This window comes from Flavobacterium cheongpyeongense, assembly GCF_003202435.1.
Lineage (GTDB): Bacteria > Bacteroidota > Bacteroidia > Flavobacteriales > Flavobacteriaceae > Flavobacterium > Flavobacterium cheongpyeongense.
In genome coordinates this window covers 1-23,900 of the sequence record NZ_QJHK01000016.1, presented here as the reverse complement: position 1 = coordinate 23,900, position 23,900 = coordinate 1, and the positions used below count along the sequence as shown (strand labels likewise).

Annotated in this window: 24 protein-coding genes and 2 tRNA genes; 15 read left to right on the top strand and 11 right to left on the bottom strand. The window is 34.6% G+C overall.

Annotated features, from left to right (window positions below):
• Positions 1-140: 140 nt before the first annotated feature.
• A complete protein-coding gene (locus DMB65_RS16425; protein ID WP_110307715.1) occupies positions 141-1,238 on the top strand; it encodes an endonuclease/exonuclease/phosphatase family protein in 1,098 nt (365 codons plus the stop codon).
• 112 nt (positions 1,239-1,350) lie between these two features.
• Positions 1,351-1,890: a 3-hydroxyanthranilate 3,4-dioxygenase gene (locus DMB65_RS16420; RefSeq protein ID WP_110307714.1), complete on the top strand. Its 540-nt coding sequence runs from the start codon at positions 1,351-1,353 to the stop codon at positions 1,888-1,890.
• A gap of 61 nt (positions 1,891-1,951) precedes the next feature.
• On the opposite strand, the gene DMB65_RS16415 is transcribed toward DMB65_RS16420, so the two are convergent.
• The 3 genes from DMB65_RS16415 to DMB65_RS16405 form a co-directional block, all read right to left on the bottom strand.
• On the bottom strand, positions 1,952-2,386 hold the full coding sequence (locus DMB65_RS16415) for a type II toxin-antitoxin system death-on-curing family toxin (protein ID WP_110307713.1): 435 nt from the start codon (positions 2,384-2,386) through the stop codon (positions 1,952-1,954).
• A 1-nt stretch (position 2,387) separates the two neighbouring features.
• Positions 2,388-3,401: a DNA-binding protein gene (locus DMB65_RS16410; RefSeq protein ID WP_110307712.1), complete on the bottom strand. Its 1,014-nt coding sequence runs from the start codon at positions 3,399-3,401 to the stop codon at positions 2,388-2,390.
• Positions 3,402-3,570: 169 nt separating this feature from the next.
• The gene (locus tag DMB65_RS16405; protein ID WP_110307806.1) at positions 3,571-4,917 is read right to left on the bottom strand and encodes a serine hydrolase domain-containing protein; all 1,347 of its coding nucleotides are present in this window, start codon (positions 4,915-4,917) and stop codon (positions 3,571-3,573) included.
• Positions 4,918-5,133: 216 nt separating this feature from the next.
• Here DMB65_RS16405 and DMB65_RS16400 point away from each other — a divergent pair, with 216 nt between their 5' ends.
• The 8 genes from DMB65_RS16400 (at position 5,134) to DMB65_RS16365 (ending at position 10,175) form a co-directional block, all read left to right on the top strand.
• Positions 5,134-6,348 (top strand): aminotransferase class V-fold PLP-dependent enzyme, encoded by a 1,215-nt coding sequence (locus DMB65_RS16400; RefSeq protein ID WP_110307711.1) that lies wholly within the window; start codon positions 5,134-5,136, stop codon positions 6,346-6,348.
• 10 nt (positions 6,349-6,358) lie between these two features.
• Positions 6,359-6,784 carry a putative periplasmic lipoprotein gene (locus tag DMB65_RS16395; protein ID WP_110307710.1) on the top strand — a complete coding sequence of 142 codons (426 nt, stop codon included), beginning with the start codon at positions 6,359-6,361 and terminating at the stop codon, positions 6,782-6,784.
• Positions 6,785-6,786: 2 nt separating this feature from the next.
• Positions 6,787-7,212 (top strand): SufE family protein, encoded by a 426-nt coding sequence (locus DMB65_RS16390; protein WP_110307709.1) that lies wholly within the window; start codon positions 6,787-6,789, stop codon positions 7,210-7,212.
• Between the two features lie 77 nt (positions 7,213-7,289).
• Positions 7,290-7,700 (top strand): GxxExxY protein, encoded by a 411-nt coding sequence (locus DMB65_RS16385; protein ID WP_110307708.1) that lies wholly within the window; start codon positions 7,290-7,292, stop codon positions 7,698-7,700.
• 142 nt (positions 7,701-7,842) lie between these two features.
• A complete protein-coding gene (locus DMB65_RS16380) occupies positions 7,843-8,166 on the top strand; it encodes an SUF system Fe-S cluster assembly protein (RefSeq protein WP_110307707.1) in 324 nt (107 codons plus the stop codon).
• An 82-nt stretch (positions 8,167-8,248) separates the two neighbouring features.
• Complete coding sequence (locus DMB65_RS16375; protein ID WP_110307805.1) at positions 8,249-8,758, top strand: DUF2480 family protein; 510 nt, start codon at positions 8,249-8,251, stop codon at positions 8,756-8,758.
• A 78-nt stretch (positions 8,759-8,836) separates the two neighbouring features.
• On the top strand, positions 8,837-9,769 hold the full coding sequence (locus DMB65_RS16370) for a DUF3078 domain-containing protein (RefSeq protein ID WP_110307706.1): 933 nt from the start codon (positions 8,837-8,839) through the stop codon (positions 9,767-9,769).
• A 178-nt stretch (positions 9,770-9,947) separates the two neighbouring features.
• Positions 9,948-10,175, top strand: a complete 228-nt coding sequence (locus DMB65_RS16365; protein ID WP_110307705.1) for a hypothetical protein — start codon at positions 9,948-9,950, stop codon at positions 10,173-10,175.
• 146 nt (positions 10,176-10,321) lie between these two features.
• Here DMB65_RS16365 and hflX read toward each other — a convergent pair whose 3' ends face one another.
• From hflX to DMB65_RS16325, 8 genes are all read right to left on the bottom strand, one after another.
• Positions 10,322-11,551, bottom strand: a complete 1,230-nt coding sequence (hflX, locus tag DMB65_RS16360; protein ID WP_110307704.1) for a GTPase HflX — start codon at positions 11,549-11,551, stop codon at positions 10,322-10,324.
• Between the two features lie 160 nt (positions 11,552-11,711).
• Positions 11,712-12,575, bottom strand: coding sequence for a hypothetical protein (locus tag DMB65_RS16355; RefSeq protein ID WP_196239577.1), 864 nt, complete (start codon positions 12,573-12,575; stop codon positions 11,712-11,714).
• 129 nt (positions 12,576-12,704) lie between these two features.
• Positions 12,705-14,054, bottom strand: a complete 1,350-nt coding sequence (locus tag DMB65_RS16350) for a DUF5689 domain-containing protein (RefSeq protein WP_110307703.1) — start codon at positions 14,052-14,054, stop codon at positions 12,705-12,707.
• A gap of 10 nt (positions 14,055-14,064) precedes the next feature.
• On the bottom strand, positions 14,065-16,902 hold the full coding sequence (locus DMB65_RS16345; RefSeq protein ID WP_110307803.1) for a carboxypeptidase-like regulatory domain-containing protein: 2,838 nt from the start codon (positions 16,900-16,902) through the stop codon (positions 14,065-14,067).
• A gap of 311 nt (positions 16,903-17,213) precedes the next feature.
• The gene (locus tag DMB65_RS16340; RefSeq protein ID WP_110307702.1) at positions 17,214-18,431 is read right to left on the bottom strand and encodes an MFS transporter; all 1,218 of its coding nucleotides are present in this window, start codon (positions 18,429-18,431) and stop codon (positions 17,214-17,216) included.
• A 110-nt stretch (positions 18,432-18,541) separates the two neighbouring features.
• On the bottom strand, positions 18,542-19,105 hold the full coding sequence (locus tag DMB65_RS16335; RefSeq protein ID WP_110307701.1) for a DUF4256 domain-containing protein: 564 nt from the start codon (positions 19,103-19,105) through the stop codon (positions 18,542-18,544).
• 14 nt (positions 19,106-19,119) lie between these two features.
• Positions 19,120-20,163, bottom strand: coding sequence for a Gfo/Idh/MocA family oxidoreductase (locus DMB65_RS16330; RefSeq protein WP_110307700.1), 1,044 nt, complete (start codon positions 20,161-20,163; stop codon positions 19,120-19,122).
• A gap of 108 nt (positions 20,164-20,271) precedes the next feature.
• Positions 20,272-21,342, bottom strand: a complete 1,071-nt coding sequence (locus DMB65_RS16325; RefSeq protein WP_110307699.1) for an NADH:flavin oxidoreductase/NADH oxidase — start codon at positions 21,340-21,342, stop codon at positions 20,272-20,274.
• A 201-nt stretch (positions 21,343-21,543) separates the two neighbouring features.
• Between DMB65_RS16325 and rseP the strand changes: the two genes are divergently transcribed.
• The 5 genes from rseP to DMB65_RS16300 all read left to right on the top strand — a co-directional run bounded on the left by rseP (position 21,544) and on the right by DMB65_RS16300 (position 23,892).
• The gene (rseP, locus tag DMB65_RS16320; RefSeq protein ID WP_110307698.1) at positions 21,544-22,884 is read left to right on the top strand and encodes an RIP metalloprotease RseP; all 1,341 of its coding nucleotides are present in this window, start codon (positions 21,544-21,546) and stop codon (positions 22,882-22,884) included.
• A gap of 86 nt (positions 22,885-22,970) precedes the next feature.
• A tRNA-Asn gene (locus tag DMB65_RS16315) sits at positions 22,971-23,044 on the top strand.
• A 39-nt stretch (positions 23,045-23,083) separates the two neighbouring features.
• Positions 23,084-23,157, top strand: a tRNA-Asn gene (locus tag DMB65_RS16310).
• A gap of 53 nt (positions 23,158-23,210) precedes the next feature.
• Positions 23,211-23,501, top strand: coding sequence for a GIY-YIG nuclease family protein (locus DMB65_RS16305; protein WP_110307697.1), 291 nt, complete (start codon positions 23,211-23,213; stop codon positions 23,499-23,501).
• A gap of 100 nt (positions 23,502-23,601) precedes the next feature.
• Positions 23,602-23,892 carry a GIY-YIG nuclease family protein gene (locus DMB65_RS16300; protein ID WP_110307696.1) on the top strand — a complete coding sequence of 97 codons (291 nt, stop codon included), beginning with the start codon at positions 23,602-23,604 and terminating at the stop codon, positions 23,890-23,892.
• Positions 23,893-23,900: the final 8 nt, after the last annotated feature.

Genomic DNA, 23,900 nt, shown 5'->3' with positions numbered 1-23,900 from the left:
AGACTGTTTTTCATTTTATATTTGGCTTCGAATTATCTATAAAAGCAAAGATATAGATTTTAAAAAACATAAATATTTGAAATTTCTTACAAATAAGAAAAATTGATTAATTTTGGCATTTTTTAAATTTAAAATTAGTTATGTTAAATCTGATTTATAAAGTCTTTTATATTTTTTGTTTCTCGGTTTCATTCTTTGGACAATCCAAAAAATACACGATTCACACCGTTGCTTTTTATAATTTTGAGAACCTCTTTGATACCAATAATGATGTTTACACAAATGATGATGAATGGACACCAAACGGATCTCAAAACTGGACTACAGAAAAGTACCATCAAAAATTACAAAACCTATCAAGGGTTTTATCCGAAATAGGAACACCCGAAAATCCAAATGCACCAGCCTTAATCGGAGGTTCTGAAATTGAAAACCGTGATGTCCTGGAAGATTTAATTAAAGAGCCAAAACTACTTCGTTGGGATTATGGTATTATTCATTTTGATTCACCCGACAAACGCGGAATCGATGTGGCTTTGTTGTATCAGAAGAAATTTTTTAAACCGGTGACTTTTTCAAACATACCTTTATATATATTAAAAAATAAAAATGCAGGGAAGGAGGATAAAAAAGAAGAATCTACAGAAGAAGAATCCGAAATTGTGCAACAAAACAATCGGGTTTTTACCCGTGACCAGCTTTTGATTACCGGTTTTCTGGAAGGAGAGGAAATCAATATCATTGTGAATCACTGGCCCTCTCGTTCCGGAGGTGAAAAAGCAACAAGCGAATATCGGGAAGCAGCAGGGAAATTAAATCGTAAAATCATCGATTCGTTACAACAAATAAATCCGAATGCAAAAGTCATTACGATGGGTGATTTAAACGATGGGCCTTATAATAAAAGCATTAAAATTGCTTTGGGAGCAAAAGCCCACAAAGCAGATGTATCGGAATTTGGCACTTATAATCCATTCGAGGAAATGGCAAAACGCGGTATGGGAACGACAGCTTTTCGGGATTCCTGGGATATTTTCGACCAGATCATTATTACAGAGTCATTCATAAAACCCGACTTCAGCTCTTTTAAATTTTGGAGAGCCGGAATTTTCAATAAACCGTATCTGATTCAGAATTCAGGTCAATACAAAGGATATCCGTTGCGGCACAGCACAAACGAAGTGGGTTTCAGCGACCATTTACCCGTTTATATGTATCTGATAAAAGAGAGAAAATGAGTCACAGTTTTTAGTCACAGTTTTCAGTTTTTGACTGTAAACTAAGACCGTGACTGAATACTTTTTATTACCTTAGCCTCTCGAAACTTAGCAACTTAGTACCTTTAAAAAGATGGCCATAGCAAAACCTTTCAGCCTGAATAAATGGATAGATGAAAACCGTCATTTACTAAAACCGCCCGTTGGGAATAAAAATTTATATGTCGATTCAGGCGATTATATTGTCATGATTGTTGCGGGACCAAATGCCCGAAAAGATTATCATTACAACGAAACCGAAGAGCTTTTTTACCAGCTGGAAGGTAGTATAAAAGTAGTAATCCAGGAAGATGGCGAGCGAAAAGAAATGATTTTGAATGCAGGCGATATGTATCTGCATCCTGCAAAAGTGCCGCATTCTCCGGTTCGTTCAGAAGGCTCAATAGGTTTGGTAATCGAGCGAAAACGTGCAGGATTGGGTTATACAGATGGTTTGCTCTGGCATTGTGACAACTGCAACCACAAATTATATGAAGTGTTTTTTGAACTGCACAATATCGAAAAAGATTTCTTACCGCACTTTGAACATTTTTATAATTCAGAAGATTTAAGAACCTGTGATAATTGCGGGACCGTTATGGAATCTGATCCGAGGTTTGTAGCTAAAAAATAATTTTTCAAAGATTTATAAAATACAAAACCGATAGACTTTTTTAAGTTTATCGGTTTTTTTTCTAATTTAACTTTGCAAAAATGATTTTCAATTTGAGGTCTTCACTATAATCTAATTCATATAATAGTGAAAGAATTATTTCAGATAATAATTCTTTGTTGATTTTATTATCTGCAACATCTACGGCAATGTTTTCCATCTGTTCAATAAATCTTGGCACTATAAAACCGCAATTATTTATCTCTAGGAAATATGCTGAAAGTGCAATTGAAGCCCTTTTATTTCCATCTTGAAAACAATGATTTTTATTAACTGAAAAAAATAAATGGGTTAGCTTATCTTCTAAATTTGGATAGTAAAGATCATTTTTTAAATGTTCAATAGAACTCTCTAGTAGTCCTTTGTTGAGCATTCCTAAAATTCCACCAGAGTTAATAATTATTTGATCGTGAACGTAGATTGCATGTTCAGCATCAAAATATGAGAAGTCAAACATATTATCTATCTTTTAATCTTTTAAAAATTTCTAATAGCTGATCATCTTCCATTACTCTTTCGATTAAGCTTTTACTTTTATCTCCTAAAAAGCGGTTATACTCATCACTATTTAAAGTGTTTATATAAGGCTTAAGTCTTTCATGAATAATATTCCTAAGACCATAATCTCTACAAGCCATTTTTGTTCTTACATCTTCTAATTGAGGTCCCCAAAAGCGTTGATTAGCAAAATCTAATATTAGTTTATCTAACTCTTTAGGTAGTAATTTTCTTTTTAATTCATCAAATTTCTTTTTCATTTCATCCGCTATTCCTATTTCAAAAGAAGCAATTAATTTTAATACTTCAGAATACATAGTATCACGAGGATTCTCTTTTTCTTCTAATTGTAATATTTGCTTGTATTCTTTTGAATTTTCATGAAAAATTACTTCATATATGCTATCTGTGTATGCCGCATATTTGTAATTTCCCATTTCAAGATAAAGATTTAGCGCATTTGTAAATTCTTTACGATAAATAGGTTCTCTTGTTATAGCAACTAAAAAATCTTCATCTCTTTGATTGATATATTTTGTTGACCCGCCAACTTTTTGATTTAAGGTATCTATTACTATGTCTAGCATGACACTTCTTAATGCTTTAGCTTTTTCACTTTCAGTCAAGAGCATTCCTAAATTTAGAAAAGCTCTAAAATTAAAAACTCCTAATTGTGGGGCTTTTGCTCCTTCTTGAAGCATCCATCCAAATTCTGCTTTGAATTCTTTTAGCAGTTTCCCTTTCAGATTTACGTATCCATTATGTTTTAATTCTTCTTCATTATTTGACAAATAGCGATCAATAGTTGAGCCATCTATTCCATAAAAATCAGACAAATCAGACTTAGTAAATCTATATTCTCCATTAAAATACATCCCATTAACACCGATATGTTCTTGTATGTTTTCTAAAACAATTGCATTGTTTAGAATATTCTGTCTATCTACAGATGACATAGTTAAATCTTTTTTCATAAACAAAAAATGTTAATAACTTTAAATTGTTTCCCTCATCAATGAGGGAAACATTATACAAATGGTTGATTTTACTGGGTTTTTCAAAAATGAAAACTATTAACAATTTACATAAGATTCATTTTTACAAAAGTATAATTTTAAATTTAAAAGTATTTAAGTGCTAAAATTACTTCTTCACACTCTCAACAATCCCTTTCAAAAAGTCATTAAAATCAAAAGCAGGATCTTCTTTTAATCCCATTCTCACAATCACCATATCCTTTGACGGAATAATGGCAACCATTTGTCCCTGATAACCGCTGCAGTAAAACATATCGCGAGGTACGTCCGGGAATTTTCCTCCGGCATTCAGCCAGAATTGTGCGCCATATTTTCCTTCAGAAGTATTGGTTGGAGTTGCGGTGTATTTTACCCAGCTTTCATCCAGAATTTGCTCACCGTTCCAGTTACCTTTATTTAAATACAACAATCCAAATTTTGACCAGTCACGCGCTGTCGCCCATCCGTAGGAGGAACCCACAAAAGTCCCGCTCATATCCTGTTCGACAATCATCGAAGTCATTCCGATTTTGTCAATAACGGCGTTGTACCAGAAATTCAGGTATTCCTGTTGGGTTTTAAATTGTCTTCTTAAAATAAGCGACAACAAATTTGTCGTCCCTGAAGAATAATTCCAATGTGTGTTGGGTTTAAACTGAGCTGGTTTGTCCAGTTGTACCTTGCCCATATCTTCGGCCTGAAAAAGCATTTTGGTAGCATCACAAATGGTGTTGTAATTTTCTTCCCACTCCAAACCCGAATTCATGTGAAGTAAATCATTTAGGGTAATGTTTTTGCGTTCGTCATTTTGCCATTCCATAATTGGAGCCGGTTTGTAAATGTCTATTTTTCCTTGTTTGGCGAGCACTCCAAAAGCAGAACTGGTAATGCTTTTTGTCATCGACCAGCCTAAAATTCGGCTGTCTTTCGTAAAACCGGTATCGTATTTTTCGGCAATCAGTTTGTTTTTATACAGAACTACAACAGCACGTGTTCGTTTTAATTTCCCCCCCGATTTGTCAAAAGCGTTATCAATTGCTTTTTTTAATTTAGAATAATCAATATTGGAAAAAACGGTGTCTTTTGGTTCGTTATTCCCGTAAGGAAAAGGTAAATTATGGGTCAGTATGGTTCGCTTTGGAAGCAAATAGGGTTTTGAAACATCAAAATCATCATTAATTAAAGTCGCTCCTAAACCTTCACGGTAAATGGCTTTTCGTTCCTTTAATCCGTAAACATTCGAAGTAGCAAATTTTCCTGCATCATTAATCGTGTTGGTTGCCAGATCAATCAGATTAATATCATTGTCAGTTTTTTCGATTAATTCTTTCGGACGGTTGTCCAAAAAATGACCTGAAGCGATACTTTTGGCTGAAAAGCCGGAAATCAAATCCAGTTTCGGATATGTAGTAAATCCAAAATATAGAATAATGAGAACTAAAACAATAGCGAGAAGTTTAAGGATTTTTTTCATATTTTGAAATGAGATATATTTTATGCAATATAAATAATTTAAAGGCATGATTTTATAACTCATTTTGAATTTCTATTTTGATGATTCACAATTCAAACCGTATTGAATAAATATTTCAAACTGTAATTGATAATACTATAAAAGGAAATGATAGAATTGGCGGATAAAACAATTTAGTTTTAGTACTTTTGTAAATAGAATTTTTCTAAATAAACTATGCTGGATATTCAAAAAATAAGAGCTGATTTTCCGATACTTTCAGAAAAAGTAAACGGAAAACCATTAATATATTTCGATAATGGGGCAACCTCGCAAAAACCACAAATCGTGATTGATGCCGAAGCGAAATACTATCAGGAAATAAACGCCAATATTCACCGTGGAGTTCATACATTAAGCCAGTTGGCAACTGATGCTTATGAAATTTCACGTGTAAAATTGCAACATCATATTAATGCCAAATTTGCACATGAAGTACTTTTTACTTCCGGAACAACGCACGGAATTAACTTAGTAGCGAATGGTTTTGCGTCTATTTTAAAACCGGGAGATGAAGTTTTGGTTTCTGCTTTGGAACACCACAGCAATATTGTTCCATGGCAAATGTTGTGTGAAAAAACAGGAGCTGTCTTAAAAGTGATTCCGATAAATGACGACGGCGAACTGATTATCAGCGAATACGAATCGTTATTATCTGATAAAACGAAGATTGTTACGGTTAACCATATTTCGAATGCTTTGGGCATAATAAATCCTGTTAAGGAAATGATTGCTAAAGCCCATGCCGTTGGAGCTGCCGTTTTGATTGACGGAGCGCAGGCTGTTCCGCATTTAAAGCCGGATGTTCAGGATTTAGATTGTGATTTTTACGCTTTTTCAGGACACAAAATGTGCGGACCAACCGGAACCGGAATTTTATTCGGAAAAGAAGATTGGCTAAACAAACTACCTCCTTATCAGGGCGGTGGCGAAATGATTAAAGAAGTAACTTTCGAGAAAACAACGTATGCCGATTTGCCTCATAAATTTGAAGCCGGAACTCCCAATATCGCTGGTGGAATTGTTTTAGGAACTGCTGTTGATTATTTGAATGGTATTGGATTTGGAAATATTCAGCTGCAGGAACACAAACTTTTGGAACACGCAACTAAGCGTTTATTAGAAATTGAAGGTTTGAGAATTTACGGAAACGGAAAAAATAAAGCTTCGGTAGTTTCGTTTAATATCGATGGGATTCATCCTTATGATATTGGTTCTATAATTGATAAATTAGGAATAGCAGTTCGTACCGGACACCACTGTGCACAGCCCATCATGAATTTCTTTTGTATCCCGGGAACTATTCGTGCTTCGTTTTCTTTTTACAATACCAAAGAAGAAATTGATATAATGGTGGAGGCCATTAAAAAGGCAAAAACCATGTTAAGCTAAAAAACTTTTTATGAAAATACGATCTTTAATTTTCCTGATGATTTTTATTGGAGCAGGCTGTTCAAGTCAAAAAAAAGCAGATATGGCATCAACGATAATTCAATATTCGGCTATGTCGAGAGGGTATTATAAAAAGATAGTGGTACAAAACCAAACGGTTTCTGTGACCAATGGAAGGGATGCACAACCTGCAGAAAACAAAATTGAAAAGGCAGATTGGGACAAAATTGTAACCGAATTTGAAAAGATAAATGTAGAAAAACTTTCAACCTTGAAAGCACCAACTGAAAAACGTTTTCATGATGGTGCTGCAATTGGGAATTTAAAAATAACCCAAAATCAGAAAACCTACGAAACACAGGGTTTTGACAATGGTTTTCCTCCAAAGGAAATTGAAAAACTGGTTCATTTACTCACTGATTTTGTTAAAGAATAATTATGACAATAAAGGAAATACAAAACGAAATAATTGACGAATTCTCTATGTTCGATGACTGGATGCAACGTTATGAGTACATCATCGAATTAGGGAAAAGTCTTCCGTTAATAAAAGAAGACTACAAAACGGAGGAAAACTTAATCAAAGGATGCCAGTCGAAAGTCTGGCTTCAGGGAGAACAAAAAGACGATAAAATTGTGTTCACGGCAGACAGTGATGCGATTTTGACAAAAGGAATAATCGCCATTTTAATTCGTGCTTTCTCCAATCAAAAAGCAGAAGACATTATAAATGCGGATACTGAATTCATTGACGAAATTGGTTTAAAAGAACATTTGTCTGCAACACGAGCCAACGGTTTGGTTTCGATGATAAAAAACATCAAAATGTATGCTTTGGCTTTTGATGCCAAAAATAAAAATTAAAAATCTGAACCATATAAGTTCATTTAAGATTAGTTTTTTGTAGTCTTAATCTTTCTTTATTTATTTGTGAAAAGAGAATGATAACAAAGAAATATTTGACTGATTTAATTTATCAGGTTAATGGAGCAGCGATTGAAGTTCATAAAAATATTGGCGCAGGACTTTTAGAAAACATTTATCATCAGTGCTTGATAAGAGAATTATCTTTAAGAGGAATTAATTTTCAATCTGAGTTGATTATTCCGGTTGAATATAAGGGGTTAGTATTGGAATCAGATTTAAGATGTGATTTATTCATAGAAAATTGTTTAGTTCTTGAATTAAAATCTGTTGATCAAATTATTCCAGTTCATATTGCCAAATTAATGTCATATATGAAACTTTTAAAGTCTCCAACAGGACTAATGATAAACTTTAACGTTACAAATATTTATCACGAAGGCCAAAAAACATACGTCAACGAATTGTATCGCTGGCTAGAAGATTAAAAAAAATAAAAATTAAACCATATAAGTTATATAAGTAAATTTAAGTTCGCTTCTTAAATGAGCTTTTAATATGCGACACAAATTAGGTTTCAAAAATTAAATGAACTTATATAACTTATATGGTAAAAATTAAATAATAAAAATGGAACAAGAAATAGACACAAACGAATTAGGAGAATCAATTGTAAAAGTTTTAAAAACGATTTACGATCCTGAAATCCCTGTAGACATTTACGAATTAGGATTGATTTACGATGTAATGGTAAATACAGATTACGAAGTAAAAATCCTGATGACCTTAACCTCTCCAAACTGCCCGGTAGCCGAAAGTTTACCACGCGAGGTAGAAGAAAAAGTAAAAACAATCGAAAATGTAAAAGATGTCGATGTTGAGATTACTTTTGATCCGCCATGGAGTAAAGATTTAATGAGCGAAGAAGCAAAATTAGAATTAGGAATGCTTTAATATTTGTTTCACGTTTAAAGTTTCATGTTCTATGTTAAGCAACTTGAAACATGAAACTTTAAACTTGCAACTAACTTTTCATATGGAAGAAATTATCAATAAAGTTGCCAACAGTGCCTTAGAAGTTTTTGATCTGGAGGATTATTATCCAAAAGGGGTACGTGTACAGATTGACATTTCGCAATGGCTTCTGGAAGGTTTTTTATTAAAAGAAAAAGATTTCAGAGAACATTTGAAAAACCATGACTGGACACAATATCAGGATCAGTATGTGGCAGTACATTGCAGTACAGATGCCATAATACCAGCCTGGGCTTTGATTTTAGTAGCAGTGCAATTAGCACCATTTGCCAAAAAAGTAGTCAATGGAACCATAGAAGATCTGGACGGAAGCTTGTACGAAGAGATCTTGCCTGCAATTGATTATTCGGCCTATAAAAACAAACCTGTAATTGTAAAAGGCTGTTCCAGAAAACCGGTACCCATGCGTGCTTATATTTTAGCAACGGCATATTTACAGCCTTATGCCAGGAGTATTATGTACGGAGAAGCCTGTTCAGCAGTGCCTTTATACAAAGAAGCTAAGAAATAACTTTCTTTATAACCAATAAACCCTCAGGCTTTAGCGTTTTAAATGGTATATTTGTTAATGCACTAAAACGAAACAACCATGAGAAAGATAGCTTTATTACTCTTCATTTTAGCGAACTTTGCGTTTGTTCAGTCTCAAAATTCCGAAAAGGAACTCATTCAAAATACAGAAAAAGCCGTAAAAAAAATAAACGATACCATTGAAGGCGAAGGCTGGAAGGCAAAAGGTACCGTATCACTTTTATTAAATCAATCCAGCTTCAATAACTGGATTGCCGGTGGAGAGGACAGTTTTTCCGGAACATTGGGAATCAATTATGACTTCAATTACAAAAAAGACGATATTACGTGGGACAATAAAGTGCTGGCTTCCTACGGAATTCTACAGACTAAAAATACCGATTTTGGAAAAAAAACAGATGACCGTCTAGAATTTAATTCAGTTGTTGGAAAAAGAGCTTTTGGCGAATGGTATTATTCTTATTTCTTGAATTTCAGAACCCAATTTACAACAGGTTACATTTACGATCAGGATGTAAACGGAAAAGAAATCAGAACCGAATACACCAAATTTATGTCTCCGGGTTATCTGACTACCGGTCCCGGAATTTACTGGTCCAAAGATGAAAACCTCAAAATAAATTTTGCACCCTTAACCTCAAAATTCACTTTTGTAGACAGTGCCTATACCTCAGGAAACGGATACAGAGATGGAGATTATTTTGGTGTCGATCAGGGCAAAAGCATACGTTACGAATTAGGTTTTTACACCTCGGCTTATTACAAACTGGCTATTATGACCAACGTAACGGCAGAAAACACCCTGAATTTGTATGCTAATTATCTCGAAGAGCCGCAAAATGTAGACATCAATTACTCTTTGAACATTATCATGAAAGTCAATAAATTCCTTTCGGCAAACCTATCCTTTCAGGCTATCTATGACGACAATGCCTTCAGAGGATTTCAAACCAGAGAGGTTTTTGGTTTAGGTATTAGTTTCGGATTTTAATATTCAGGAGCAGCACAACAGGCTTCTATTAAACATTGTTCCTGCTGTCCACTATATCTTTTTCCCGCTAAAGAAGCGGGAAAAAGGATGTCGTTCCCATCAGGGCTAATTTCAAAACATTAGGCTTTTTTAAAATCGATGCGTCCGGCAACATGCGTTAAGTCAGTCCAATATTGGTATGGAAATATGTTTAAAGGATACATCAAAAAAAATCAAAAAAATCAAGGTTGAGAAAGAAGCCAAACCGATTATCACAGTCACCTTAGATTTGTTTCAAGATGCTGATGAAATTCAAAAAACGGATTTCCTTATCATTGCCAAAATGATTGATGAAGGAAAAAGCGAAGAGGAAATAGACATTGCCAGCAGAAAACTAGATGATACCAAAGGGGATATTACTGGATAAAAAATACGAAAACGTCATGAGGTTGTTATTGCCTTATGCTGATAAAAATGGCGTTGAGTACAAGACGTTTTAAATTTTTAATATGATAACAAGAGGCTGTCCTTACTTTTCGGACAGACTCTTGTTCTATTTAATTGGAGAAAATTTTATTCCTCCTCCTTCTCAACGGCATCCTTATAATCCGGATACAAAAATTTATTATAAGGGAATCTGGTGATATGGATCTGGCGAACTGCTTCGTACACGATTTCTCTAAAATCCTCGAAATTTTCTTTTTGTGTAGCCGAAATAAACAAAGCATTATTTTCACCAACATTACTCATCCAGGTTTGTTTCCATTCTTCGAGCGTATAATGTCTTCTGGTTTTTTCGGTAATGAGATCATCTTCGTCAATGGTCAGATGTTTGTAGGCATCAATTTTATTAAAAACCATAATAGTTGGTTTGTCATTACTTTTGATCTCCAGTAAAGTTTGATTGACAGATTCGATATGATCTTCAAAATCAGGGTGCGAGATGTCTACAACGTGCAAAAGCAAATCGGCTTCACGAACTTCATCAAGTGTACTTTTAAAAGAATCTACCAATTGGGTGGGCAGTTTTCTAATAAAACCAACCGTGTCCGAAAGTAAAAAGGGAAGGTTTTTAATGACCACTTTTCGAACCGTTGTATCTAAAGTTGCGAATAGTTTATTTTCAACGAAAACATCACTTTTTCCAATGGCATTCATCAGTGTCGATTTTCCAACATTGGTATATCCTACCAGTGCTACACGCACCATTGCGCCACGATTGCTGCGCTGGATGCTCATTTGTTTATCGATGGTTTTGATTTTGTCTTTCAGTAATGAAATTCGGTCTCGAACGATACGTCTGTCTGTTTCGATTTCTGTTTCACCGGGACCACGCATTCCAATACCCCCTTTTTGGCGCTCAAGGTGTGTCCATAAACCAGAAAGTCTTGGCAATAAATATTGGCATTGTGCCAGTTCTACCTGTGTTCTTGCATACGAAGTTTCGGCTCTTTGCGCAAAAATATCCAGGATCAGATTGGTTCTGTCCAGAATTTTACAATCGATAATTCGGGAAATATTTTTTTGCTGAGAAGGAGATAATTCGTCATCAAATATTAAAGTTGAGATCGCATTTTCCTTTACAAAAAGATTGATTTCGTCTATTTTTCCGGTACCCACAAAAGTTTTCGGATTTGGTCGTTCCATTTTTTGCGAAAAGCGTTTGATCACTTCACCGCCGGCGGTAAAAGTCAAAAACTCTAACTCATCCAGATATTCGTTAAGTTTTTCCTCACTTTGATTTTGAGTTACAATACCAACAATGGCTGTTCTTTCAAAATTGATAACTTCTTTTTCTAACATAGCTTTGAATAAGTTGCAAATTTAATGATTTGTAGACTACCAGCCTTATAGAATTTTGTTTTTAAATTCTATTTAAGCAATTGTGTAGTCCTGCATAAAAAAACAAAACCATTTAGAAATTGCTCTCTAAATGGTTTAAAAGAAACTGAACCTGCAGTTTTTATTCGTAGATGAACGTTTTTTCTGTTTTTACAATTCCGTTTTCTTCAATTTGGGAACAGGAAATTGGGAAATTCAGTTTGTTGTATTTGTATTTTCTGCTTACAGCAACCAAAGCAGTTGAGGTAGGGCTGAAATTTACTTCGTTGTTATATGATATGGATTCAAAGCTAAATTCGTTTTCATGATATGAAATCATTGGTACGATTATTTTGTAATTATCGCCAAATAAATTCTGAACGATTAACTGATCTACAGATTTCTTATCATCAAAAGTATATGTTTTTGATATTTTATCTCCCACAAGACCTTTGTGTTTTGACACGTTGTCATTTACATAAACATATTCAATTTTCCCAATAATCGCTTTGTTTCTGTCACGTGAAGTACGTCTTACGATAATACCGTTTTCCACAATGTATTCAATATCTTCAAGGACATTCTGGTGGTTTGTACTCTTTTTTGTTATCGCTTTTATTCGGGCTCCGTCATAATTAAAAGTCACTGTTTTGGTAATATAATCACTTCCTTCATGATATTTATTTACAAATTTGATAATATTATTATCTGCATTATAAGTATAATTGGTAACTTCTTTCCAGTCACTTCCAATTTTGTCCTTCACTGTCATATCCAATAATCCGTTTTGATTGTAAAAGAATTTTTGAATAACATCTGAGGTGGTGATGGTTTCGATTTTTCCGTCTTTAAAAACAACCGTTTTGTTTACAATTTCACCATCTTTAGAGTTTTGGTAATTTGTTTTTACAATATTAATTTGTTTTAATCGAACAGGAGCGTCCTGACTGTGCAGCAAACCGGTAGAAACCATTGTAATAATGGCAAACAAGTAGATTTTTTTCATAAGAATTTAATTGATTTGGGAATGCCAAAATACAAAATTCTATGAAATTTTAACAATTTAAGAAATGAAAAATAACAATGATTAGATTTTTATTTTATTTTTTCTGTAAATCAACGTGTTAAGTTGGTACTATTTTTCTCCAAACATTTTTACATCATCCACCATAAATGCACCATTAAGTGTTTTGTCCTTTCCGGATCCGATGTATTTAAATGCAATGTTAATATCACCTGAGTAAGCAGATAAATCAATCCCTCCTGAACTAATAAATTGGCGTGTTGGTGTAGAAAGCGAAGGCACTTTAGCATTTAATTTTATCCAGTTTGCTTTGGTTACATTTGAACCGTCAAAATTGGTTGAGATATAAATTTCTAATGTATTCAAAGACGAATCGACTTTTAGGTCATGTTGTGCACTTCTAAAAGAGAAGACCACATTTTTATAGTTAGACAAATTAATTTTTGGAGAAACCAGCCAGGCAATATTTTCAGCAGCCGTTGTACTTGTAGTATTGAACTCTGCATAACCATTTCCGGCAGAAACCATAGTTTTCCATAATTTTGAAGCTTTCTCTACGATATTGCTCCAGTCCGGTAAAGCAAAATTGACATTGTTTGTAACTGTTTGAAAATCTTCTGTAAAAAAAGGAATATTGCTTTTTCCATCCATTACAACATCTTTCAAAGAACGCACAATTAACTGATAGTCGGAACCATATTTGGTTAAAATACCACGTACTTTACCACTTCCCTGGGGAATTAAATTTGCCGAAAAGTCTGCAAAACTGCTTGTCCTGAAGATGATCTGATTTCCTGACTTATCCCTTAAATACCAATTTGTAGCACCTCCTACATTATTAGCTTCTTCAAAATAATGACGGCCATTTGCAGCTTCTGTAAATTGAACATTCGATAATTCAATCAAAGTATTCAGTTTACTGTCATTCAAAGCTTCTTCAATTGAAATGGGATTGACCAGTTTATCTTCATCAACCATCGTGCAGGAAGCATTTAAGACGTTCTTGTAATCGTTTTGAGAAATCCGGCCTACCGAGGCTGTCCCTGAATTGCCTTCATACAAGCTTCCAATGCGCATTCCTCCATAAAATAAATCGGTAAACTGATCCTTTAATTCGATATAAACTTTGTTTCCAACACGGTAATCTATATAAGTGTTTGTTGCATCTACCGAAATACTAAATCCAATTGCAGGTTTGTTTTCTGTCGCTAATGTCTCAAGATACAGGATTTTAAAAAAGTTTCCGCTTTCATCACTTGAAACGACGTAAGCTTCAATAACATCATCATAAAGATATTTTGTAGCGGTAATAGTAGCCGTTTTTAGGACATCTTCAACAGTTCTGTTTACTTTTAAATCAGGTTGAGTACATTCTAATTTTGGTATAGCGATATCTTCATTACAATTGCTGAAAAGGAACATAAACGCTATCGAAATAAGGCTTTTGTATTTATTTCTCATTAGAAAAAGTTTATAGATTGATGGTCATGTTTACGAAATAAGTCCTTCCGTATCCGTAGAAATATTTAGGTCCAAAAGAAGGTGTTCCGCTGGAAAGATCCTGATTCATTTCTCTGAAATTGGAATTTCTTGCCTGCTCAAAGCCACCAGTTTTATATTTAAAATCCAGAACATTATTGATACTGGCAAATAGCCCGATTGTTTTGTTATAAATACGCCAGGATTTTCCTCCAGTCATATTTAGCAGCGAAACAGGATTGAGTTTTTCTTGTTTAAGCAGAGTTTTAGCACGTTCCTCTGTTGCTTCCGGAAAATTAAATCCATTGGCCGGATTGGTATAAAAACGGGACGTTCTTGAAATGGGGGAAACATCTACAAAACGGTCTGTAATGTAATTTATATTCGCAGAAACCCACCAGAATCGGGGATCACGGTATTCTATTCCAACTGAAAAAGCCTGTTGCGGCATTCCGGATTGCTTATAATTTTTAAGCAATGATTTTCCAAAATCAAATGTGTTTTGGGTGTCAGCAACGGTAGCATTGGCATCATTAGTAATCGACACCTTCGGATTGCTGCTGTAGGTATAACTTCCGTAAGCGGCTGAAAAAAAGTTTTTAATGGTAGAGGAAACCTGATACTCAAGACTGAATTCTGCTCCGGTGTTTTTTTTGTCTAAGTGATTCAAAGTCTGACTTACAAAAGCATCAGTAGTATCATATCCGGCTCCGTTATCAAAAATTCCTTCGGCGTAAAAAAAAGAGGTTTTGGAAGTATTTTTAATAAGACTATAATAACCGGTAATCCGCATTTTGAGTTTTGGGGTATGGTACACATAATTTAGATCAGCAGTACTTATGTTTTCATTTTCGATTCCGTTTACAATTGAATTATTCAGTCTGGAATTAGAAAAAGTATTTCGGAGAGAAGGGGCTTTTGTATGATGCATTCCGTTAAAAAACAGCCACTGTTTACCAGAAATTTTATAAGTCAGTCCGCCTTTAAACCCAAAATTTTCAAAATTTACTTTTTGGCTTTTGCCGAATGAAGTATTTGGATAAATTCCGTTTTGGTACAGACCTTCTCTTTGGTATTTTGAAGTACAAAAGGAATTTCCCAGATAAAAATCGACTTTCCTGTAAGAGAATCGAAACTGGGTGAAAGCTTCTGTTGTTGTGGCATAAAAATTAAAATTATAGCCATACGTATCGCCCACTTTTACTTGACGGTCGGGATTTTTTAAATCAGATTGAGACTGGTCACCTTTATAAAATGAATCGATATCGTCAAAATATGTACCGCCTAATAAATCCAGAAGGTTTTGAAAAAGGTGTGATTTTAAGTTCTTAAAAAGTATTCCGCTACTAAAAAAAATATTTTCTGTAAGTTGCGAATTTAGGTTTGTATTAAAGGCGAAAGTTTTGTCATCAGTTCTGTCTTCGTAGAGAACGTAACTGCTTTTTGAAGGTTCATATCCGGTAATAATTCCGTCAGGGCTAACGATCGCTTTTTGATTGGTTTTATACATCGCTTCCCAACCGATTTGAGAATTTTCTAAAAACCAAGTTTTGTTTTTTTCTGCATTTACATAATCCGGAGTAAATGTTCCGGAAAATTCTCCATCATCAGCCGCATAAAGTGAACTGAAATAACTGGGCAGTTTCCGGTAATAAGTGGGGTCAGGACTATCTGCATTTTGATAATCAATGTTACTGTTGCCTACTTTTCCGAATTGATACATAACCGTTGAGGTTAAATTGGTGCGATCGTTAATTTTGAAATAATGGTTGAGCATTAACAAGGGTTCTTCAACATTTTTTATTCTTGCATTTCGTTTTTTACCATTTTGATAACCCCAGTAGGAGTTATATTTCTCCGACTTTAATTCGGTTATTTCATTCGTGTTTGGAGAGTTTTTGCCATGTGAATTTGGCGTATAAAAACCGGTAAAGTTTAAGGAATGTTTGGGACTAATTTTTTTTTCGAGACTAACAAAAAAGGAATTGGCATCATAATTTATTCCTTCAAAATAACCTTCGTCTGCCCAGCGTTTTCCAACTGAAAAAACATACGCCCAGCCAGAGGATTTCATTCCGGAAGCATAGGTAACCATTGTTCTCCAGTTGTAATTGGTATTGGTTCCTGAAAACGATATTCGGGTTCCTTTTCGATAAGCAGATGCCTGAGTGTAAATTTGCTGTGTGCCTAAAGCACCTCCAAACGTATAATTCGAAGGAGAAGCACCAATTGAAAACTCCTGATTTCGAAGTACGTCATTCAATCCTCCCCAGTTATTCCACTGTGGTCGGCCGTCAAAAATTTTATTCATTTTCATGCCGTTCAGCATCATAGCGCCATTTTCGCTGTCTAATCCTCGGACATTAAACCTTGCCTGCCCCCAATTGAATGCAGCTGCCTGCAGAAAAGCATCTTTTGAAGATTGTAAGAGTCCCGAAGTAGCTTCCGATGAACTATTATCATCATCTAAATCACTTTCTGAAAGTGAAATAATGGTAGCTTGAAAGTTCTCTATTTGATCTTCTTCTAATAATAAGATTCCAAGATTTACTTTTTGGTCAGTATTAGCATTCACTTTTAAGAGTAAATCTTTATAACCCTGACTGCGTATTAGGATCAACTGCTCACCCTTAATGTTCGAATGCAATTCAAACGTACCGTCTTTTTTCGTGAGTTGCGTTAAAGCTGAATTTTGAATGTTGACAACGGCATTTTCAAAAGCTTTTTGAGTTTTACTATCGATTACTTGTCCTGAAAAAATAGTTTCTTTTTGGGCAGAAGCAATTTTGAAAGTAAGAAATAATATAAGAATCAATGATTTTTTGTGCATGTAACTGAATTTGTTGAAAAAAACCCTTTTCCTGTAAAAGAAAAGGGTATAAATCATTTTGACTGAAATTTTTGAAATTTCAAAAATTTCAGTCAAAAAAATCAAATTGAGTTTGGAAATGTAAATGTTTGAAAATAAAGATAATTAGTGGTATTAGAATTATTCAAACAAATAATGCGTTTAGTTGGTGTGAATTATATTACAAAGATAGTATAAAAATATCTTTTACTTCTTTTTTCTTATTAAAAAAAATGTGTAAACAAGATATTTTAAGGTTACATTCATAAATTTTAAGTTGCTTGAAAGTGTAACTATCCTGCAATCTTTACTTTAGAAACCATAAAAGCGATTAAAACGCCAAATATTCCGATAAAAGCAAAAGAAAACGGAAGCCCTAAGGTCTGGGCAATATATCCAATGATAGGCGGCCCCATAAGGAATCCAAGAAAACTAACACTTGAAACAATGGTTAATGCTTCGCCTGCAGAAACGGTTGGATTTTTTCCCGCGACACTATAAACAGTAGGGACAATAGTCGAAACTCCCAAACCCACAATCATAAAAGCAAATGTGCAAGGGATGAGGTACGGAAAAATAACAGCAGTAAAAAGTCCGATTGAAATCATGCAGCCACTAATTTGCATAACACGAACGCGGCCAAATTTGTTATTCATGGCATCCCCAATGAACCTTCCTCCGGCCATCATAATCATAAATGAAGTATAACCAAGAATAACCAAAGCACCCGGAGCTTTTACGATATCTTTAAAATAAATACCGCTCCAGTCAAACATTACGCCTTCGCTTGCCATACTGCAAAAGCCTATTATTCCAAGCCAGATTAAGGAGCTGTCAGGTTTGGTAAATAATTTTTTACCTTCTTTTTGAGGTTTAATTTTTTCTTTTGCTTTAACTAAAAATTTAAAATTAAAAGCAATCATTAAAAAGACAATTAAGGCTACAATTAGAAAATGATGATAAGGTGATAAATGCAAAGCCAGCATTCCTAATCCGACTAAAGCACCAGTAAATCCGGCAAAACTCCACATGCCATGAAAAGAAGACATGATGTTTTTTTTAAAAAGGACTTCGGTATAAACACCCTGAGTATTCACAGCGATGTTGGCTAAATTTCCAAATATGCCAAAAGTAAACAGACCTAATGAAAGTTGTAATGCGGTTGAAGCCAGACCTAAATTGGTCAGACTGAAAACATACATGATTAAGGATAAGATTAAAATACGATGACTTCCAAATTTGGTTACCATTTTACCCGAAAAAGGCATGATGATTAACTGGCCAACAGGCAATGCAAAAAGTACCGAACCTAGTTCTCCTTCACTTAAATGTAATGCTGTTTTAATATCCGGAATTCTGCTTGCCCAGGAAGCAAAACTTAAACCCATTGCAAAATAAAATACACCTACAGCAAAACGAATTCTATTTAGATACGAAGCCTTTGCCTCCCGATAGACTTTTTTAATTTTTCCTTTGGTTTGGAATAAAGTTAATGGATTGAAATCTATCACAGAAATACTTTTAAATTTGTATATACAAAGGTAGTTAATTCCTGTTTACACTAAACTACAGCAGTACTTCTTGCTAAATTTACAACGTTATTGTTTATAAAATATCTGTTTTAAATCCTTAACGAAGCTCTGAAACCTCTGGCAGCATAATAGGATTGTGCCCCATTGTGATATACGAATACTGTATTATAGCGAAAATCAGCAAAAAGAGCACCTCCTAAATTTCTAATTTCAGAAGGCGTTTTTATCCAGCTGGATGTTTTTTCATCAAATCTTCCAAGAAGCTGTAATGACCGGTATTGTTCTTCTGATAAAAGTTCGATACCCATAGCAGTTGCGATATCAATAACATTATTTTCAGGTTTGAATTCCTTTCTTGATTCCTGTGCTTCAGAGTCATAACAAACACTTCTTCGTCCTGTTGGACTTTCTGCAGAACAGTCATAAAAAATGTACTCGTTTGTTTTCTCATCAAAATCTACAACATCTGGTTCACCCCCCGTTTTCTCCATTTCGTTTAGTGACCACAGTTTATCAGGGTTAGATTCCAGTTTTATTCGGACTTTTTCCCATTCAAGACTCTGATGACGGTTTTTATTTTTCTCAAAACGAGTTTTTAGAATTTTAAGGAACTGTTCAATTTCTTCGGATAGCAATTCTTTTTTATTTTTCATAACAGGAAGTTTAGCTATTCTAAATCAATGATTTTTTTCTCCCGGTTACTTGCTATGGCCGCTTCAATAATCTGCATTACTTTTACGCCGTCCTCTGCCGTAACGGGTTCTGGTTTATTGTTTGCAATAGCTTCATAAATACCATCAAAATAGTCAAAATAATTTCCCTGAAGGGTGGGTACATTTTCGCAGATTTCTTTTCCATCAAATTCTGTATGCAAAAGCCCTTCAGAACCGTCTAATTCTGTCCCCCAGGAATCAAGGTTTGGTTTTTTACCGACTTTTAATTCATCTTCCTGAACGTCGCCACGAGGTTTCAAAAAGGATCCTTTTTTGCCATGAATAGTATAGGCAGGATTTGCTTCTCTGACAAAAAAACCTGCTTTTAAACGTACTCTGAAATCTTTATAAAGCAATAATAAATCGATCCAGTCATCTACCACAGAATTTTCTCTGGTACACCGAATGTCGCCAAAAACAGATTTTGGGGAGCCAAACAGACAAACGGCCTGATCAATTAAATGCGGACCTAAATCTTTCAGGATGCCCGCTCCGTCATTGGGTGTTTCTTTATGTGCTTTAGGGCTTAATATTGGATTGTATCTGTCAAAATGAAATTCGGCTTCGACCAAATCGCCCAGGACACCATCTTTAATTACTTGTTGAACCGTTTTAAAATCACTGTCCCAGCGTCTGTTCTGGAAAACAGCCAGTTTCAATCCTTTTTCTTTTGCTATAGAAGCCAATTCTTCGGCCTGGGCAACAGTTGAGGTAAATGCTTTTTCTACAACGGCGTGTTTTCCTGCCAAAAGTACTTTTTTTGCATATTCGAAATGTGTTCCAACGGGTGTATTTACAATTACCAAATCGACATCGTCTGCCAATAATGCATCAATTGACGGATAGCTTTTTACGGTTGGATAATCTTCCTGAATGAGTTTTTTGCTTCTTTCCCAGGAGCCTAATAATTCAAAACCCGGATGCAGGTCTAAAAAAGGAGCATGAAAAACTTTCCCCGACATTCCGTATGATAGTAGTGCTGTTTTTATTTTTTGCATTGGTTTTATTTTAGTTGTTTTTTGCCACGAGTTATACAATTTTAGTTTAAATAAATTAGCGACTTGTTTTGCGTGTTCGCTATCGGTTCGGATCGTGGCGAATAGAATTTATAGTTTTGCACGTTCGTATTGTTTAGGCCATTGAATATCGTCGTTTAAATCTGTGGCGAAATCTAATGGTAAGTTAGGATTTCTAAGTGATTCTCTTGCAAACAAAACCAAATCGGCCTGATTGTTATTTAAAATTTCTTCGGCTTGTTGTGCTTCTGTAATTAAACCAACAGCTCCGGTTAAAATAGAGGCTTCTTTTTTAACCTGTTCTGCGAAAGAAACCTGATAGCCTGGTCCAATTTCAATTTTCTGATGAGAAACCAATCCGCCAGATGAAACATCGATTAAATCTACTCCTTTTTGTTTTAATATCTTCGAAAGTTCTACCGATTGTTCAGGATTCCATCCACCTTCTGACCAGTCTGTTGCCGATATTCGAACAAACAAAGGTAAATCTGAAGGCCATTCTGACTGAACTGCTTCTAGTATTTCTAAGGTAAAACGGATTCTATTTTCGAAACTTCCGCCATATTCATCGGTTCTAATGTTGGTTAAAGGAGATAAAAACTGGTGCAGCAAATAACCATGTGCTGCGTGAATTTCCATTACCTGATACCCCGCTTCGACAGCTCTTTTGGTAGCTGCTTTGAAATTGGAGATCACTTTTTGAATTCCGATTTTATCCAAAGCTTCCGGAAGAAATGGCTCATTCTCATGATACGGTATTGGACTTGGAGCGACAGTCTGCCATCCTATATTTGATTTGTCTAACTTTTTATTGCCCAGCCATGGAGCCGAAACACTGGCTTTTCTCCCGGCATGAGCGAGTTGAATTCCAGGGACGGCATTTTGCGAAACAATGAATTCGTTGATGTTTTTTAGCTTTTCGATATGTTCATCTTTCCAGATTCCAAGATCTGCCGGAGAAATTCTTCCTTCAGGAGAAACGGCTGTAGCTTCCTGAATAATCAGTCCCGCACCTCCGCTGGCACGGCTTCCCAAATGTACCAGATGCCAATCGTTTGCAAACCCGTCAACAGAAGAATATTGGCACATAGGCGAAATAACGATTCTGTTTTTTAAAGTGATATTTTTTATAGTAAGCGCAGAAAATAATAATGAAGCCATAGAATGTAACTTTTAATCTATTTGAGCTACCAATTAGGTAGAATAGTGCATGAAAAAGTAAAGTTACAGCATCTGCGTAAAAGTAGAAATCCAAATGTTTATTTATTAACAAACATTTAAAATCTTATGTATTATATTGCGCTATCAAATTAAAATAGAAACGTTACTTTTGTGCGTTAAATTACGAACTAAAAATACAAAATGGATATAGTTATCAAACTTTCTCAATTTCTATTGAGTTTATCTTTACTTATTATTCTTCATGAATTAGGGCATTTTATTCCTGCAAAATTATTTAAAACAAGAGTCGAAAAATTCTACTTATTCTTCGATGTCAAATATTCTTTATTCAAAAAACAAATTGGTGAAACGGTTTACGGGATCGGATGGCTGCCACTTGGAGGTTATGTAAAAATCTCCGGAATGATCGACGAAAGTATGGACAAAGAACAAATGGCTTTGCCTCCACAACCTTGGGAGTTTCGTTCAAAACCAGCCTGGCAGCGTTTGATTATTATGTTGGGTGGTGTAACGGTAAACTTTATATTAGCATTTATTATATATATAGGAATGGCATTTGTTTATGGGGATACCTATATTGCTAATTCTGATATGAAAGATGGTATTTGGGTTGAAAACCCTGTAATGATTAAAGCAGGATTTAGAACAGGAGACAAGATAATTTCAATTGATGGTAAGAAAATTGAAAATTTCGATAATGATATCCCAATGGATATCATCATGTCAAAACAAATTTTGATTGAAAGAAACGGAAAACAACTTTCGATTAAAATCCCTACTGATGTTATTGATCAATTGTCAAAGCATGAAAAAGGATCGCTTATTCTTGCCAGAATGCCTTTTGTAGTGGCAGCAGTTGCAGAAGAATCTCCTAATAAGAATTTGAAAGCAAAAGATTTATTTGTTTCTCTTAATGGAGAAAAAATAAAGTATTTTGATCAGGCGAGAGCTATTTTAGAGAAGAATAAAAATAAAACACTCAATGCTGTTGTTTTACGTGATTTAAAAGAAACACCAATTACGGTTAAAGTTTCTGCAGAAGGTAAATTAGGTGTTCAGCCAGGGGATTTAGATTTAAAAACATTAGAGAAATTAGGATACTATAAAATTAGTACTAAACAATATAGTTTTGCGGAATCTATCCCGATTGGGCTTCAAAAAGGTAAAGACAAATTAGTAAATTACGGGAAACAATTGAAAATGATTTTTAATCCCGCAACGAAAGCCTACAAACAAGTAGGTGGTTTTGCAGCAATTTACAATATTTTTCCTGCGACATGGAGCTGGGAAACATTCTGGTCAATCACCGCTATTTTGTCAATTATGCTTGGAGTTATGAATTTATTGCCAATTCCTGCCCTTGACGGTGGGCACGTAATATTTTTATTGTATGAAATAATCAGCGGTAAAAAACCAAGTGATAAATTCCTTGAAAACGCCCAAATGGTTGGTTTTGTAATACTTATAGCGTTGCTTTTGTTTGCTAACGGAAACGATATTTACAAGGCAATTGTCAAGTAGAAAAAATATTTTTTAAAAAGAGTCAAAATATTTTTGGGAAACTAAAAAATCATCTATATTTGCACTCGCTAAAAAGAGCAACAACTTCCTCCTTAGCTCAGTTGGTTAGAGCATCTGACTGTTAATCAGAGGGTCCTTGGTTCGAGCCCAAGAGGGGGAGCAAACTTTTTCTAGCAAACATATTTACCTTTAAGGTGATTCCTCCTTAGCTCAGTTGGTTAGAGCATCTGACTGTTAATCAGAGGGTCCTTGGTTCGAGCCCAAGAGGGGGAGCTTATTAAAAGACTATCATGCAAATGATGGTCTTTTTTTTTTAAATTAAAAATATGAATTACGTTTATATTCTTCATTCTGCTAAATTGAGTCGATTTTATACTGGCTTTACAGCAGATTTTGATACAAGATTAGATTTTCATTTGAATTCAGAGCAAGAACGAAAATTCACTTATAAAGCAGATGACTGGATTGTTTTTCTGAAAATAGAATGCGAATCAAAGTCGCAAGCTTTGGCGATTGAAAAGCACATCAAAGATATGAAAAGCAAAATCTACATTGAAAACCTATTGCGATATCCCGAAGTCATAAATAAATTACTTGAAAAATATAAAGACTGTTAATCAGAGCCCCGAAAGCTTTCGGGGTTGGTTCGAGCCCAAGAGGGGGAGCTTATTAAAAGACTATCATGCAAATGATGGTCTTTTTTTTTAAATTAAAAATATGAATTACGTTTATATTCTTCATTCTGCTAAATTGAGTCGATTTTATACTGGCTTTACAGCAGATTTTGATACAAGATTAGATTTTCATTTGAATTCAGAGCAAGAACGAAAATTCACTTATAAAGCAGATGACTGGATTGTTTTTCTGAAAATAGAATGCGAATCAAAGACGCAAGCTTTGGCGATTGAAAAGCACATCAAAGATATGAAAAGCAAAATCTACATTGAAAACCTATTGCGATATCCCGAAGTCATAAATAAATTACTTGAAAAATATAAAGACTGTTAATCAGAGCC